Origin of the sequence: Bacteroides sp. 4_1_36, assembly GCF_003466325.1 — a bacterium.
Taxonomy (GTDB): domain Bacteria; phylum Bacteroidota; class Bacteroidia; order Bacteroidales; family Bacteroidaceae; genus Bacteroides; species Bacteroides uniformis.
Genome location: NZ_QSOX01000010.1, coordinates 136,483 through 150,894, shown reverse-complemented (window position 1 = coordinate 150,894; position 14,412 = coordinate 136,483). Strand labels below are relative to the sequence as shown.

The following is a 14,412-nucleotide window of genomic DNA, read 5'->3' as shown; positions in this document are numbered from 1 at the left end:
CTATTGACGAGTTATTAACGGAAATATATATCCCTATCGAAAATAAAAGTAAGATAATATGTTGGAATTACCCGAAGTTATCACCCTGAGCAAACAAGTGAACAACGCCTTGAGCGGTAAAACAATCACGCAGGTATTCAATGCCACCAAACCGCATAAGTTTACGTTCTATAACGGCGATCCGTCGGAGTATGGTAAACTGCTCGTAGGCAAAACCATCCTTTCATCCGAAGGATATGGCATGTTTGTCAATTTCAATCTTTCGGATAATGTGATCATGAATATAGGTGACGGAGTCAGTGTCCGTTATTACAATGCGGGAGATAAGATTCCTGCCAATTACCAGTTGTTGCTGACGTTTAATGATGATTCATTCCTTGTCTTTACGGTTGCAATGTATGGTTTTATCAATGTTTATCCTGATAGCTATATCGACAATAAGTACTATAAATTGAGTCGGGAAAGCATTTCGCCGTTGAGCGATAAATACACCGAAGCGGAATTTGAGAAACTCGTTGCCGAAGCAAAGAAGACCCTCTCTGCTAAAGCTCTATTAGCAACCGATCAGCGTATTCCCGGTGTAGGTAACGGTGTAACGCAGGATATTCTGTTCAATGCACGGATAAATCCCAAACAGAAAGTGCTATTTCTGTCGGATAATCAGAAAGACGTTCTTTTTAATGCTCTAAAAGAAACATTGGTGGATATGACGTTCGAGGGCGGACGCGATACGCAAACAGATCTTTATGGCAACGCCGGAGGTTACAAAACCATTCTTTCTGCCAAAACATGGAAGAATCCTTGTCTCCGTTGTGGCAGTACCATCATAAAAGAGGCTTATATGGGTGGTTCAGTATATTATTGCCCAACGTGTCAACAGATAAAAGAATAAATGTCCACATTCTGTTAGCTCCCTTTATGTACGATGCAAGGAATTAATATTCTGTATAACAGTTTATTAATTCCTTGTATCGCATTCTGTTAATATCGTGTCTACACGATATTCGTATCCTGCGAACACGATATGAATATCTTCTTTTCTTTATACTTTGTACGGACAAAAGGGGTGTTTTATAAAGCCCGCCCTTTGTAAACGTTTGACTGGGACAATGGAACCAGGACTCCGTTCAGCGTCAGGGTATTCGAATTGAAGTTCGGGCTGATTCTTGCCGATGCATTATTGCCGCCGTTGGTCAGTGTGATATACACTTGTGCGGATATTCCGATGCCTTGTACGCTGAAGCTGCAATTCACGTTTCCCTTTTTGTCGGTCGTGATTTTCATTTCCTTTCTGCTGCCGTCCACTGTGATGCCGCCTATTCCGTTGGGGCCTGCAAGGGCATTGTTGGCAGCTATTTGTACGGATGCGTGTTCACCGTCCATCAGAACGAAGTTTGTTGTCGATGAAACAAATGCGCTCCGTCCTCTCTTGAACACCAGCTGGTCTGCTTCCAATACAAACTTGCCCTCTTTCAATGCCTGGACGGCAATGGCATAGTTCCTTTCATTTTCCGCTTTTTCGCGTGCTTTCTGGGCTTCGCGTTGGGCTTTACGCTCTGCTTGGCGTGTTTCGCTGCTACTCTGTGCATACATCAGGGTCGATGCACTTACCAACACCAGTGTGATTAATGTAATGATTCGTTTCATAATTGTTCTTTGTTATTTAGTTAAGACCTTCTGGTTAATTAACAAATGAAAAACCAAAAAGATGCAGCTTGAATCTTAAATAAGCGTAAGACTTAACACTTCTTTGGTTTTGTTGGAAGTTCGTATTAAATTTCTTCCAAGGCATAATACTGGTAATCCCGGAGAATGGTCTGAAGAAAGTTTTCCGGGTTACTGTCATGAGGAGTGATGGAGAGAAGTTCCTGCACTTTTTTCGCAAGGGAGGCAATGCGGCGTGTACGGTCTTTCTTACCCGATTGCAGGGTCCGGGTAATGACGTTGATTTGCTCCAATGACAAGTCGGAAGCTTGTGGATAGGTAGGTCGGTAGTCTTTGGTCAGGTAGTCGAACTCATCGAGGCTGACGTGTATCTTGCGGTAATTCTTTTCCTTGATTACCATGGTGCCGGCGGCAAGGTCTCCCATTCGCTGGCTGTTTTTGGTCAAAAGGACGACCAGAAGTCCCAGACCACCGGTCACCGGTCCGTCGATAGGGAAGAGAAGCCATCGGAGCAGGTACGAGCCTATGCCGGGCGTGGAGCCGTCTGCCTTTACGACACGAATGTTCATCAGCCGCTTGCCGAAACTTTGTCCCTGGTTGAACATTTCGCAGAGAAATGCATAAAGCAAGACTGGCAGGTAGACAATGGCAAAAAAGAAAAGCATCGTGAAATCAGAGGGTAGATGAATCCGTGAAAACAAGGCCAAAGTAGAAAATACATAGAATCCGAGCAGAATATAATCTATGGCCAGTGCAATGAGCCGCTCACCGATACTGGCAGGCGTTTGACTGATGCGGACAAATTGTCCGGTGATAATTGTAGATTCTGCCATTCCTGATAAAACATTTTTAGTATTTCATTGCAAATATATCATTATTCTCTTATTTTTGTTACCTATTTCAGACAAAACTTCTCTGAAATAGTCATGGGGTATGAAAGAAGTGACGTTTATCCGGCGGAACATCGAAAAATGGAAACGAGCAGAAACAATGGTGGAGCAGGTGGAAAGTCTGTCTCCCGATGAACTTGCCGACGCATATACGGAGCTTACGGCAGATCTGGCTTTTGCCCAAACGCATTTCCCCGCTTCCCGCATCACTATCTATCTGAACAATCTTGCCTCGGCATTGCACAACCGCATTTATAGAAACAAGCGCGAGAAATGGTCAAGAATTATCACCTACTGGACCCGTGAAGTGCCTTCGGCCATGCACGATGCACGCCGTGAGCTGGTGGCTTCCTTCATTATATTTGTGGTCAGCGCATTGATAGGAGTGATATCCGCTGCCGGAGACCCCGATTTTGTGCGTTTGATTTTAGGAAACTCCTATGTGGATATGACTTTGAACAATATCGCTAATGGTGAACCCATGGCTGTATATAACGGTTCCTCCGAGTTCCCCATGTTTCTGAGTATCACGCAGAACAATATCATGGTCTCCTTCAACTGCTTTGCCATGGGGTTACTGACCAGTTTTGGCACCGGATACATGCTCCTTAACAATGGTATCATGATAGGGGCTTTCCAAACCTTCTTTTATCAGCACGACTTGCTTTGGGAGTCCTTCCTTGCCATTTGGCTGCACGGGACACTCGAAATCTGGGCGATTATTGTAGCCGGTGCCGCCGGTCTTGCCCTGGGCAACGGATGGCTCTTTCCCGGAACCTATTCAAGGCTGGAATCTTTCAAACGGGGAGCCAAAAAAGGACTGAAAATAGTGGTGGGTACGGTACCCGTATTCATCATGGCAGGATTTATAGAAGGATTCGTTACCCGCCATACCGAACTTCCGGATGCTTTGAGGTTCGGCTTTATTCTACTCTCTTTGTCGTTTATCTTTTTTTATTATATTTATTTACCTAACAGAAAGAAGCATGGAAGCACAGAAACCTAAAATCGCACTGTATGTACAACGTTCTTTTGGAGAGAAACTAACTGCTACCTTTGATTTTATCAAAGAGAATTGGAAGCCGTTGATGAAATTCACCACATATCTGATGTTGCCGCTTTGTCTGCTTCAGGGACTGAGCCTGAACGGGCTGATGAGCGGTACAATGGCTCTGGGTGATATGACTGGAGGCTCGTTCGACTCTTCTGTTGTCGGAGCGTCCATCATGGCGCTGGTGACTTATTACAGTCTGTATGCCGTTCTCTATCTGCTAGGAACTGTCATGCTGACCTCTTTGGTCTACGCATTGGTCCGTACTTACAATGAACGGGAAGAACGCTTGGAGGGAGTGACGTTAGGGATGCTGAAGCCCTTGTTGTTCCGTAATGTCAGAAGGGTATTTCTGATAATGATTGTCGGTGTGCTTTTGGTGCTGTTTGTAGGGCTTATTGTTGGTTTTATAGCCACCGTCATTCCGTTCATGGCGATTGCGTTCTTGTTCGTTCTGCTCGTTGTGGTGGTGTCTGTGCCACTTGCTATTTGGACTCCAGTCTATCTGTTCGAAGATATCTATATCATAGATGCCTTGAAGAAGGCCTACCGACTGGGTTTCGCTACCTGGGGAGGTATCGTACTGATTTCCATTGTTATGGGATTCATCGCCGCCATCTTGCAGGGAGTGACGATGATTCCATGGTATATCGGGACTATTGTGAAATATATCTTTGCAATGACTGATGCAGGTGGCGGTGCCACTGTATCGGCAGCCTATAGCTTTGTGCTTTATCTGCTGGCGGTGGTCCAGGCATTCGGCGTTTATATGTCCATGATTTTCTCATTGCTGGGACTGGCTTATCAATACGGTCATGCTTCGGAAAAGATAGATTATGTGATGGTGGAGAGTGATATTGACAATTTTGATAAACTCTGATAACGGACTATGAATATGGCTCCGGCTGATACACTGGTTTGTGATACTGCACAGGTTGCCGTTTGGCAGTCCGACCCGGCGTTTGCTTACAGCCGTGAGCTGATAGCTCCCGAAATTAATGTACTTGAGTGGTTCAGCAGATGGTTCGGCAAGCTGCTGGACAAGATATTCGGGAATACGTTGGTGGCAGAATATTCGGAGGTCGTGTTGATATGCATTGCCGTTCTTATCCTGGTATTGGTCATCTGGTTTGTGTACAAGAAGCGTCCGGAACTGTTCATGCGTTCGCGCAAGAGTACCCTGCCCTATACAGTGGGGGAGGATACCATCTATGGAGTGGATTTTGCGGAAAGAATTGCCGATGCGCTTGCCCGGACGGATTATCGGGAGGCAGTGCGTTTGCTCTATCTGCAGACGCTGAAACAGCTCAGCGATGGAAAACGTATAGACTGGCAGTTATATAAAACGCCTACACAATATATCTATGAAGTCCGTCTGCCAGCTTTCCGCCAAATGACCAACCATTTTCTACGAGTACGTTACGGAAATTTTGAAGCGACCGAAACTTTGTTCCATACGATGCGGGATTTGCAGAAAGAAGTGGAGAAAGGAGGGGTGGCATGAAGGGGAACCATTGGTTTATAGCCGGTATCATTGTTTTTCTGGTGTTGATGTTTGCGATAGAGTGCCGTCTGCCAAAGAAGTTTGTCTGGAACCCTACGTTCAGCCATTATGACAAGCAACCGTTCGGCTGTGCCGTGTTCGATAGCCTGCTGTCTTCATCGTTGCCGAAGGGATATTCGTTGTCGAGAAAGACTTTTTATGAACTGGAGCAGGAAGATACGACGCTCCGCCGCGGAATACTGGTTGTTACCGATAACCTGCATTTGACGGATGTAGATGTGGAGGCGATGTTGAAGATGGCGGGACGGGGAGACCGGATTATGCTGGCGGGTAGCTCTTTCAGCCGTATTTTGAAAGATACGCTGGGATTTGAGTGCAGCTATTCCTATTTCAGTCCGTCGGCTTTGAAAAAATATGCCACTGCATTGCTTTCGAAAGACAGTTTGTGCTGGGTGGGGGATTCGGCGGTTTATCCGCAGCAGACTTTCTGTTTCTATCCCCAACTTTGTCAGTCTTATTTCTTTGCAGATTCCATTTCTAGTAAAGTGTTGGCGGAAAAAACTGTTACCGGAGAAGCTGCTCATCCGGTTGCCATGTCGGTTTCTTGGGGAAAGGGGGAAGTTATACTGGCTTCCACTCCCCTGCTTTTTACGAACTATGGTGTACTGGATGGGAAGAATGCGGCTTATCTTTTTCGTATATTGTCCCAGATGGGTGGATTTCCCATTGTCCGTACCGAAGGCTATATGAAAGAAACAGCCCAGGTACAGATGTCTCCTTTTCGCTATTTCCTTTCGCAGCCGCCGCTTCGCTGGGCATTGTACTTGAGTATGGTTTCCATCCTGCTCTTTATGATATTTGCAGCCCGCAGGAAGCAGCGCGCCATTCCGGTTATCCGCGAACCGGAAAATAAGTCTTTGGAGTTTGCAGAGTTGATAGGTACTCTTTATTATCAGAAGAAGGACCATGCTGACTTAGTCCGCAAGAAATATCTCTATTTTGCGGAGGAACTGAGGAAGGAAATACAAGTGGATGTGGAGGAAGTGGCAGAGGATGAGCGCTCTTTCGGCAGGATTGCCCGGAAGACGGGTATGGAAGCGGGGGAAATAGCCGCGTTCATCCGCGAGGTGAGGCCGGTGGTGTACGGAGGGCGCAGCATCTCTGAGAAGGAGATGAAACGGCTTGTCGATAAAATGAATGAAATAATCAATCATATATAAAGAAGATATTTATGGAAGAGAACACAGAAAAACGGGTGGACTTGACTCTCTTTTCCGAGAAGATACAAGCGTTGAAGGACCGGATTGCTACGGTCATAGTGGGGCAGGAGCAGATAGTGGACCTGGTACTGACGGCTGTCCTGGCAAACGGCCATGTGTTGCTGGAGGGAGTGCCGGGGGTGGCAAAGACACTGCTTGCCCGTCTGGTGGCACGCTTGATTAAGGCGGACTTCAGCCGCATTCAGTTTACTCCGGACTTGATGCCGAGTGATGTGTTGGGTACTACGGTCTTCAACATGAAAACCAATGACTTTGACTTTCATCAAGGACCGGTGTTTGCCGACCTCGTGCTGGTGGACGAGATAAACCGCGCTCCCGCCAAGACGCAGGCAGCCTTGTTCGAGGTTATGGAAGAACGGCAGGTCAGCATTGACGGTACCACGCATCAGATGGGAGAACTCTATACGATTCTGGCAACCCAGAATCCGGTGGAGCAGGAGGGGACTTATAAGTTACCTGAAGCGCAACTGGACCGCTTCCTGATGAAAATAACCATGGGATATCCCTCATTGGAGGAGGAGGTGGACATCCTGGAGCGCCACCACGCCAATGCTTCGTTGGTGAAGTTGGAGAGCCTGGCGCCCGTGCTCACAAAAGAAGAACTGCTTTCGTTGCGCAGGCTGATGGAACACGTGTTTGTAGACCGCACGCTGCTTCAGTACATCGCGTTGATTGTACAGCAGACGCGTACCAGCAAGGCTGTATATTTAGGAGCTTCTCCGCGTGCGTCCGTGGCAATGATGCAGGCCTCCAAGGCATATGCACTGTTGCAGGGACGTGACTTTGTGACACCGGAGGATATTAAGTTCGTTGCTCCGTATGTGCTTCAGCATCGCTTGATATTGACAGCGGAAGCCGAGATGGAAGGCTATTCGCCGGTAAAGGTGACGCAACGTCTGATTGATAAGGTGGAAGTGCCGAAGTGAGACTGGGCCGCCGATTCTATATTGCTCTTGTTCTGATAGTCCTGCTGACGGGTATCGGGTACGTCTTTGCTCCATTCTTTGCAATCGGGCAGTGGGCGCTTTTTGTTTTGGCGGTGTCGGCGTTGGTGGATGGGGTGATGCTCTATCGTATTCGCGGCATCCGGGCATTCCGCCAGTGTGCTACCCGCTTCTCCAACGGAGATGAAAACACCGTGAACATACGTGTGGAGAGCAGTTATCCGCATCCGGTGGCTGTGGAAGTGGTGGATGAGATTCCTTTTGCATTCCAGTTGCGGAATATTGATTTCCGGATGAGGCTCCAGGCGAATGAGGGCAGGACGATTACGTATCATCTGCGTCCTACGCGGCGGGGGATTTACTCTTTCGGACGGATTCGGGTGTTTGTGGCAGGCAGAATGGGATTGCTTTTCCGCAGATATACTTGCGATGCTCCGCTGGATGTCAAGGTATATCCGTCCTATCTGATGCTCCATCGGTATGAGTTGCTTGCTATCAGCGACAACTTGACGGAATTGGGCATCAAACGTATCCGCAGGGTGGGGCATCATACGGAGTTCGAACAGATAAAGGAGTATGTGAAAGGCGACGATTACCGCACGATAAACTGGAAAGCAAGCGCCCGGAGGCACGAACTTATGGTAAATGTCTATCAAGACGAGCGTTCCCAGCAAATCTATAACGTGATAGACAAGGGGCGGATTATGCAGCAGGCATTTCGCGGGATGACCTTGCTGGACTATGCTATTAATGCCTCCCTGGTTCTTTCGTACGTTGTCATGCGGAAGGAGGATAAAGCCGGACTGGTAACGTTTAATGAGCACTTTGATACATTTATCCCCGCCTCCCGACAGCCCGGACAAATGCAGGCGTTATTGGAGAACCTTTACAGCCAGCAGACTACTTTTGGGGAGACCGACTTTTCCTCATTGTGCGTACATTTGAACGAGCGCGTCAACAAACGCAGTCTTTTGGTGCTGTATACCAATTTTTCCGGCATCGGCAGCTTGAATCGCCAGTTGGCTTATTTGCAGCAGTTGAACCGCCAGCACCGGTTGCTGGTCATCTTCTTCGAAGATGCCGCTCTGAAAGAGTACGTCGCCACTCCTGCGAGGGATACGGAAGGGTATTACCGCCATGTCATTGCCGAGAAATTTGTATTCGAGAAACGGCTGATAGTCTCCACCTTGAAGCAGCACGGCATCAGTTCTGTGCTGACTACACCGGAAAATCTTTCTGTGGACGTGATAAACAAGTATCTGGAGATGAAGTCACGTAGCCAGATATAAAAACAGTAACTAAGGTTATATAATCCGTAATAAGGGTAGTGAAGATGTCTGGATTTTCCTCTAATTTTGTAATTGGTATATTGTGAAGGTGTGGAAAACATATCCTTAAGATTTTATATATCTGAAGTTACAATAATGAGAATGACTTTATAGGTGATGAAAGACAATACATTGGACATAAAGACCGTATGTGAATGTAACCGGTGCCTGGGATGTAAAACGTTGCATCCTCAGGTAAGCATTATTAATCTGGAAAATCCTAGTGTGTATCAGGATGCTGTGAAGTTTGAATTCTATGCCATCCTACTGATTGAGGACTGTGAAGGGGATTGTGACTGCTGCGGACGGAAATATTATGATTATTCCAATGCTACGATGGTATTTCTTACTCCCGGCGAGATATTCCGGATGAACAAGAACAATACGCTTCCGGACAAAGGTTGGCTGCTGGCATTTCATCCCGATTTATTGCTTTGTACTACGTTAAAGAATCATATCGACAACTATACTTTCTTTTTCTACCGCAAGGAGGAGGCGTTGCATCTGTCACAGCGCGAAACGGCCAAAGTGACGTGTTGCCTTGAGAATATTGATGATGAACTTCATCATTCCATTGATACGCATAGCAATACCATCCTGTCCCGTCACATCGAATTGCTGCTGGATTATTGCTCACGTTACTATGAGCGGCAATTCATCACCCGTGAGAATAAGAACAAGATGATTCTGGGGAAAATGGAAGGGATATTGGACGAGTATATCACTTCCGGAAAGTTGCAGGAGGGGAAGCTGCCCACTTCCGGATGCTGTGCCGAAAAACTGAATCTTTCGACGGCTTACTTTGATGATTTGCTGAGGTTTGAGACGGGTAAGACATTGGCTGAATACTTCCAGTTCAAATGCTTGTACACGGCCAAGAAAATGTTATCGGAAGGCGGTAATACACCTGCTGCCGTAGCGCGTCGGCTGGGCTATCCGAGTGTGCAATATTTCAGTCTGGTGTTTAAGAAAGCAACGGGAGTTGCACCGAATGAATATAGATATTCACAAAATTGAGATGATGCAGATAGAATGAATTTATTAGACCAAAATATTTTATAATGGAGACCAAAGCTATATTTTTAGATGTAGACGGAACATTGGTGAGTTTCGACACTCACCGCGTTCCGCAGTCGGCTATCGAAGCGTTGCAGCAAGTTCATGAATCCGGTATAAAAATCATAATAGCAACTGGGAGGGCGTTTACCGATCTTCACGAACTTGAAGAGATTCCATACGATGCAGTGATAGCTTTGAATGGGTCCGATTGTGTACTGAGAGATGGCACTCCTATATCTCGTAAACAGATTCCCGAAAAGGATTTTCAGAGGGTACTGGTATTGGCTCAACATTATGGGTTTGCTCTGGCTATCGAAACGAATAAAGGTATTTTTGTCAACGAACTCAACCCGACCGTCATCGAATTGGCCAGGCTGGTCAATCACCCTACACCGCCGGTGGCAGACATCGAAAAAGAGTTTATGGGAGGCGAATGTTGTCAGTTATGCATATATTGTGATGAAGAAATGGAAAAAGAAGTAATGGCACAACTTCCCGGACTTTCTGTTTCCAGATGGAACCCTTTCTTCGCGGATGTCAATGTGGCGGGAGTAAACAAGGCTATGGGTATCAATGAGTTTGCTTCCTATTATGGATTTGATGTTTCAAGAACCATCGCTTTTGGTGATGGCGGGAATGATATTTCCATGATTCGTGCAGCCGGGATGGGAATAGCTATGGGAGGAGCTTCCGAGGCTGTGAAAAGCGTTGCCGATTATATAACGGAGGCGGTGGATGAGAATGGTGTCCGGAACGCCTTGGTTCGTTTCGGTATTCTGGAATAAAAATCGGCTATCAAAACTGATGAAAACTATAGTCTGTAAATATTATGCTTTTTAGAAAAATTACTTAAAGGATTTAATTTTAGCATCAATATTTTTAATTTGGAGGAATCTAAGTCATTTGACCAATATTTTGAGCGGATATTGATTAGTAAAGATACATTTTTGATTAAGGAAGGAGAAATAGAAAGATATAGTTATTTCGTTTTTGATGGGATGTTGCGTTGTTGGCTTTTGAATCATAAAGGGGAAGAGTAAATTTTTTGGTTTTGTAAAGAAGGTACGTTTTCAATGTCGAACATGTCTTTTACCTTACAAACAAGATCTGCATTTAATGTGCAGACAATTGTAGATAGCGTTATTTACCGAATAGACAAGAAGCGAGTAGATGAACTGTATACTGCTATTCCTAAGGTAAAAACTGTATTTGAAGATTTGAATGCTATACTACTGAGTAAACTCTTGAAAAGAAATATCGACTTGATTAAATATTCTCCTGAATAGTATTATCTACAGATGATTGAAGGATATGGCATTACATTAAACTATATACCACTCAAAGATATAGCTTCTTATTTGGGTATCATGCCACAAGTACTAAGCAAAATCCGTAAACGTATTTTTTAACTTGGGTTCAGTGTATTGAATGTATAAGTTCCGAACTTTGCGGTTTTAAATAGCAATTACAATTATGATTAGAAAAATTAAAGTTACGGATTATCCACGTTTGATAGAAATTTGGGAAAGTGCAGTATTGAGTACACATGATTTTCTTACAGAGGAAGATTTTCTATTACTATAAGGAACAGCTTTCGGTATATTTTCAGTATGTCGCTCTATTCGGGTTTGAACAGGAGGGAATCTTAATCGGATTTATGAGAATTGCAGAAGGAAATCTTGAAATGTTGTTTATTACCAATAATTATTGAGGCACAGGAATTGGTAAAAAACTGGTTACTTATGCCATAAATCATTTGCAGGTAACGAAAGTCGATGTGAACGAGCAGAATATTCAAGCTGTCGGTTTTTATAAATATATAGGCTTTAGCGTATACAAAAGGTCCGATTTGGACGGAGAAGGTAAAGAATATCCTATTTTACACATGCAGTTGTAGTTCGTAAGTCAGCCCCCGATTTTAAAAATCATCATTTTTGCCAGCACTACTTTTTCTTCTCATATTCGGCTTTAACTATCTGACAGCAAGAATTTAACCACGTGTTTTTTTTTGTTTCTCGTTTATAATAAATAACATTTGTTAATGTCTATTTCGGGCTTATTTTCCGTTTTCTTCGTGCAAATATGGTGATTAAGGGGCGAACTCCGTTGTCTATAGTGCCGGAAGTATGGCTTTTGCTCCCCGTATATGGGCACTTTTTCCCTTCATGTCCTGTGTGTAATGCAGAGAAGCTTGGCGCATAATTCCCGAAACCTTATTACAAAACTTCGTCCCACGCATGTGTGTTCGCCGGTTTGCCTGCGTGAACCGTCGAGCCCACGTGCGTGGGACGAGGGTTTACATGAACCTTCATAATAAAAAGCATGGGACATACGTGGATTCTGCCTATACCTTCTTCCAGTTTTGTCCCTATCCGGAGGACGGTCTGCCCATTCATTGCTGCTCAGTTTCTTATTCTTGTGATGTAAGTCTGAGAAAGCTGAAACTCGAAAATTGCTTATGCACCGGATATTTCGGGTCCCCATTTTTGCCGGAGCGAGAAAAAGAAAAAGCTCTGAAATACTTGAATTTCAGAGCTTTGCTTTAATTTGCTATTTGCTTTCGCGGTGCGTACGGAAGATGAACCTTATTTCTATTCCTCACGTACTCAATCTCTTAGCAAGCTCTTAATTCTTTCTCCCACTAATAACCCCACGTGTGCAATTCTTTAGATTGCTTGGTGTTGCGGTGGTTGTTTGAGTTGGTGCAAAAATAGTAAAATAGTTCATTTGGAACATTATCTAAAGATTTATTAACAGAGTATCATGCTTCTAACTTCTCTACTGTGTTTTTTTGCATTTTTGTTAGAATGTCCCTTTTTTACACCTATTATCAATCTAAGAAATCTTACTTTTGCCTGATAGTTAAGGCAAAATGGAGAAAATTCAAGTAATACAACCTACCAAATTGCTCGCTCCTTATATAAAGCAATATTGGTTTTTAAGGATAGATGATGTAAAGCAAGGCTTTCAGCGTTCTATCCCGGCGGGTTGTGTAGCACTTGTTTTTCATAAAGGAAATAAAATTATTTCTTCTTTTCATAAGGGAACGCAACCACAATCCTATATAAGCGGGCAAATCAGTACTTATTCAGACATAGAATTTTCTTTCTTGGATATGGTCATTATTTTATTCCAGCCTATCGGATGCAGGATGTTTTTTCCATATCCTATGGAAGAGTTTACTAATCAGAATATAGGTATTGATTTGTTAGATAACACCTGTTTAGTAGAATTGGAAGAGAAAATAAATGAAGCATCAGATAATTATCAAATAGTCAGATTGATAGAAGAATATTTATTAAATAGACTATGCGAAAATATATCATGCAACGCTAATAGGATGATGGCTACTATACACAATATCAATGAAGGTGAAGGAAATATATCCGTTTTATCTCAAACGGCTTGTTTAGGATATAAGCAATTCAAACGGATATTCGCTGAATATGTAGGACTAAATCCAAAAGATTTTATCCAAATCACACGATTTAGAAAGACATTCCATATTTTGCAATCAACTCCACAAATCAGTATAAGTAAAGTTGCCTATGATTGTGGATATTATGATAAATCACATTTAATAAAAGAGTTTAAAATGTTCACGGGTTATACCCCTACACAACTACTTGATATTTGTGATACTTATACCGAAAATCTATCGGTATTCAACTCTGTATTTATCAACGACAATAAAAAACTTAATAACATCGCTTTATGAAAATATTGATATACGGTGCTGGCGTAGTGGGTTGTACTTATGGCTGGCAATTATCCAAAGCAGGATGTGACGTTGCTGTATTGGTGCGTAAGGAGCAAAAAGAACTTATACAAAAAGATGGTATTCGCATTATCTGTTCTGACTTTAGAGAGAAAGCAAGAAAAGATACAGATATAATCTTTAAGCCTACAGTAATAGACGAACTTTCGTCAAACAATGATTTTGAATACATTATTGTCTCCACCAATAAATTGCAATTATCAACTATATTGCCAAGTCTTTCAAAGTCAGCAGGAAAAGCAAATGTTGTATTTTTCCAAAATAACTGGGATGTTTTTACTGAAATAGATAAATATCTAAAACCTGAACAATACTTTTTTGCCTTTCCCTTTATGGTCGGGGGCGGAAAAGAAGATAAAAGCATACATTGTGCCATTTCAGGTCTAAAATATTCCAATACTCCGTTAGGTGAAAAAGACGGGCGGACAACTCCACGAGTAGAAAAACTTTCCATAATACTGGATAAAGCAAACTTAAAGCCTGTCATTTCTAATCAAATATTAGTATGGCTAATCACACATTATGCTGTCGCTGCCGGTCTTTCAGCGGGAATAATGAGTGCCGGAAGTGCCTCTAAATTTATAGAGAATACAGCTATTATCAAAACTACAATGAAAGCTATTCGGGAAGGCTTAGCTATTTGTGAAAGAATGGGCATCAATCCTAAAACAGAAAAAGCAAACAGATTATATCTTTTACCTCTATTTATCAGTGTGCCAATAGCTAAGAAAATTTATAGTAATGATGCTCTGCAACTTATGTTTGATGGACATATAAATCATTCTCCTGCTGAAATAAGGCAAATGATAGATGATATAATAGATAGTGGTGTAAAATATGCTGTTATAACTTCTAATCTGGCACAATTAAAAAGTTATATATCTTCTAACCAAACTAATAAAAGTAAGTGAAT

13 protein-coding genes and 2 pseudogenes are annotated in these 14,412 nt (G+C 43.3%); 13 read left to right on the top strand and 2 right to left on the bottom strand.

All coding sequences use genetic code 11. The features are described from left to right. Positions 1-58 precede the first annotated feature (58 nt). Complete coding sequence (locus tag DXD65_RS11635; protein ID WP_117887659.1) at positions 59-892, top strand: DNA-formamidopyrimidine glycosylase family protein; 834 nt, start codon at positions 59-61, stop codon at positions 890-892. Between the two features lie 179 nt (positions 893-1,071). On the opposite strand, the gene DXD65_RS11630 is transcribed toward DXD65_RS11635, so the two are convergent. Together DXD65_RS11630 and DXD65_RS11625 are read right to left on the bottom strand one after the other, a co-directional pair. Beyond that, positions 1,072-1,647 carry a DUF4251 domain-containing protein gene (locus DXD65_RS11630; protein ID WP_008664890.1) on the bottom strand — a complete coding sequence of 192 codons (576 nt, stop codon included), beginning with the start codon at positions 1,645-1,647 and terminating at the stop codon, positions 1,072-1,074. A gap of 125 nt (positions 1,648-1,772) precedes the next feature. Continuing rightward, a complete protein-coding gene (locus DXD65_RS11625) occupies positions 1,773-2,498 on the bottom strand; it encodes an RDD family protein (RefSeq protein ID WP_009038196.1) in 726 nt (241 codons plus the stop codon). A 100-nt stretch (positions 2,499-2,598) separates the two neighbouring features. Between DXD65_RS11625 and DXD65_RS11620 the strand changes: the two genes are divergently transcribed. The 12 genes and pseudogenes from DXD65_RS11620 to DXD65_RS11560 all read left to right on the top strand — a co-directional run bounded on the left by DXD65_RS11620 (position 2,599) and on the right by DXD65_RS11560 (position 14,410). Beyond that, positions 2,599-3,561 (top strand): stage II sporulation protein M, encoded by a 963-nt coding sequence (locus tag DXD65_RS11620; RefSeq protein ID WP_117887658.1) that lies wholly within the window; start codon positions 2,599-2,601, stop codon positions 3,559-3,561. Then, the gene (locus DXD65_RS11615) at positions 3,542-4,486 is read left to right on the top strand and encodes a hypothetical protein (RefSeq protein ID WP_117588507.1); all 945 of its coding nucleotides are present in this window, start codon (positions 3,542-3,544) and stop codon (positions 4,484-4,486) included. Before DXD65_RS11620 ends, DXD65_RS11615 begins: the two co-directional genes overlap by 20 nt. Positions 4,487-4,495: 9 nt before the next feature. Further along, entirely contained in the window at positions 4,496-5,110 is a 615-nt protein-coding gene (locus tag DXD65_RS11610; RefSeq protein ID WP_117887657.1) for a DUF4129 domain-containing protein, read from the top strand. Further along, positions 5,107-6,330: a DUF4350 domain-containing protein gene (locus tag DXD65_RS11605; protein WP_117887656.1), complete on the top strand. Its 1,224-nt coding sequence runs from the start codon at positions 5,107-5,109 to the stop codon at positions 6,328-6,330. The genes DXD65_RS11610 and DXD65_RS11605 overlap by 4 nt, the downstream gene beginning before the upstream one ends. Positions 6,331-6,341: 11 nt before the next feature. Next, the gene (locus DXD65_RS11600) at positions 6,342-7,316 is read left to right on the top strand and encodes an AAA family ATPase (RefSeq protein WP_009038201.1); all 975 of its coding nucleotides are present in this window, start codon (positions 6,342-6,344) and stop codon (positions 7,314-7,316) included. Continuing rightward, positions 7,313-8,623: a DUF58 domain-containing protein gene (locus DXD65_RS11595; RefSeq protein WP_117887655.1), complete on the top strand. Its 1,311-nt coding sequence runs from the start codon at positions 7,313-7,315 to the stop codon at positions 8,621-8,623. Before DXD65_RS11600 ends, DXD65_RS11595 begins: the two co-directional genes overlap by 4 nt. 156 nt (positions 8,624-8,779) lie before the next feature. Then, on the top strand, positions 8,780-9,679 hold the full coding sequence (locus DXD65_RS11590) for a helix-turn-helix domain-containing protein (RefSeq protein WP_005831452.1): 900 nt from the start codon (positions 8,780-8,782) through the stop codon (positions 9,677-9,679). 44 nt (positions 9,680-9,723) lie between these two features. Then, positions 9,724-10,506: a Cof-type HAD-IIB family hydrolase gene (locus DXD65_RS11585; RefSeq protein WP_009038203.1), complete on the top strand. Its 783-nt coding sequence runs from the start codon at positions 9,724-9,726 to the stop codon at positions 10,504-10,506. 39 nt (positions 10,507-10,545) lie between these two features. Then, positions 10,546-11,130: pseudogene (locus DXD65_RS21250) on the top strand (Crp/Fnr family transcriptional regulator). A 64-nt stretch (positions 11,131-11,194) separates the two neighbouring features. Continuing rightward, positions 11,195-11,618 (top strand): annotated as a pseudogene (locus DXD65_RS11575) (GNAT family N-acetyltransferase). Between the two features lie 975 nt (positions 11,619-12,593). Then, on the top strand, positions 12,594-13,439 hold the full coding sequence (locus DXD65_RS11565; protein WP_005831436.1) for a helix-turn-helix domain-containing protein: 846 nt from the start codon (positions 12,594-12,596) through the stop codon (positions 13,437-13,439). Continuing rightward, positions 13,436-14,410: a ketopantoate reductase family protein gene (locus DXD65_RS11560; RefSeq protein WP_117887654.1), complete on the top strand. Its 975-nt coding sequence runs from the start codon at positions 13,436-13,438 to the stop codon at positions 14,408-14,410. Before DXD65_RS11565 ends, DXD65_RS11560 begins: the two co-directional genes overlap by 4 nt. Positions 14,411-14,412 lie beyond the last annotated feature (2 nt).

Excerpts from the sequence above, each read along its gene's own strand:
- DXD65_RS11635 (WP_117887659.1), top strand. The coding sequence starts at position 59 with ATGTTGGAATTACCCGAAGTTATCACCCTGAGCAAACAAGTGAACAAC.
- DXD65_RS11630 (WP_008664890.1), bottom strand. The coding sequence starts at position 1,647 with ATGAAACGAATCATTACATTAATCACACTGGTGTTGGTAAGTGCATCG.
- DXD65_RS11625 (WP_009038196.1), bottom strand. The coding sequence starts at position 2,498 with ATGGCAGAATCTACAATTATCACCGGACAATTTGTCCGCATCAGTCAA.
- DXD65_RS11620 (WP_117887658.1), top strand. The coding sequence starts at position 2,599 with ATGAAAGAAGTGACGTTTATCCGGCGGAACATCGAAAAATGGAAACGA.
- DXD65_RS11615 (WP_117588507.1), top strand. The coding sequence starts at position 3,542 with ATGGAAGCACAGAAACCTAAAATCGCACTGTATGTACAACGTTCTTTT.
- DXD65_RS11610 (WP_117887657.1), top strand. The coding sequence starts at position 4,496 with ATGAATATGGCTCCGGCTGATACACTGGTTTGTGATACTGCACAGGTT.
- DXD65_RS11605 (WP_117887656.1), top strand. The coding sequence starts at position 5,107 with ATGAAGGGGAACCATTGGTTTATAGCCGGTATCATTGTTTTTCTGGTG.
- DXD65_RS11600 (WP_009038201.1), top strand. The coding sequence starts at position 6,342 with ATGGAAGAGAACACAGAAAAACGGGTGGACTTGACTCTCTTTTCCGAG.
- DXD65_RS11590 (WP_005831452.1), top strand. The coding sequence starts at position 8,780 with ATGAAAGACAATACATTGGACATAAAGACCGTATGTGAATGTAACCGG.
- DXD65_RS11585 (WP_009038203.1), top strand. The coding sequence starts at position 9,724 with ATGGAGACCAAAGCTATATTTTTAGATGTAGACGGAACATTGGTGAGT.
- DXD65_RS11565 (WP_005831436.1), top strand. The coding sequence starts at position 12,594 with ATGGAGAAAATTCAAGTAATACAACCTACCAAATTGCTCGCTCCTTAT.
- DXD65_RS11560 (WP_117887654.1), top strand. The coding sequence starts at position 13,436 with ATGAAAATATTGATATACGGTGCTGGCGTAGTGGGTTGTACTTATGGC.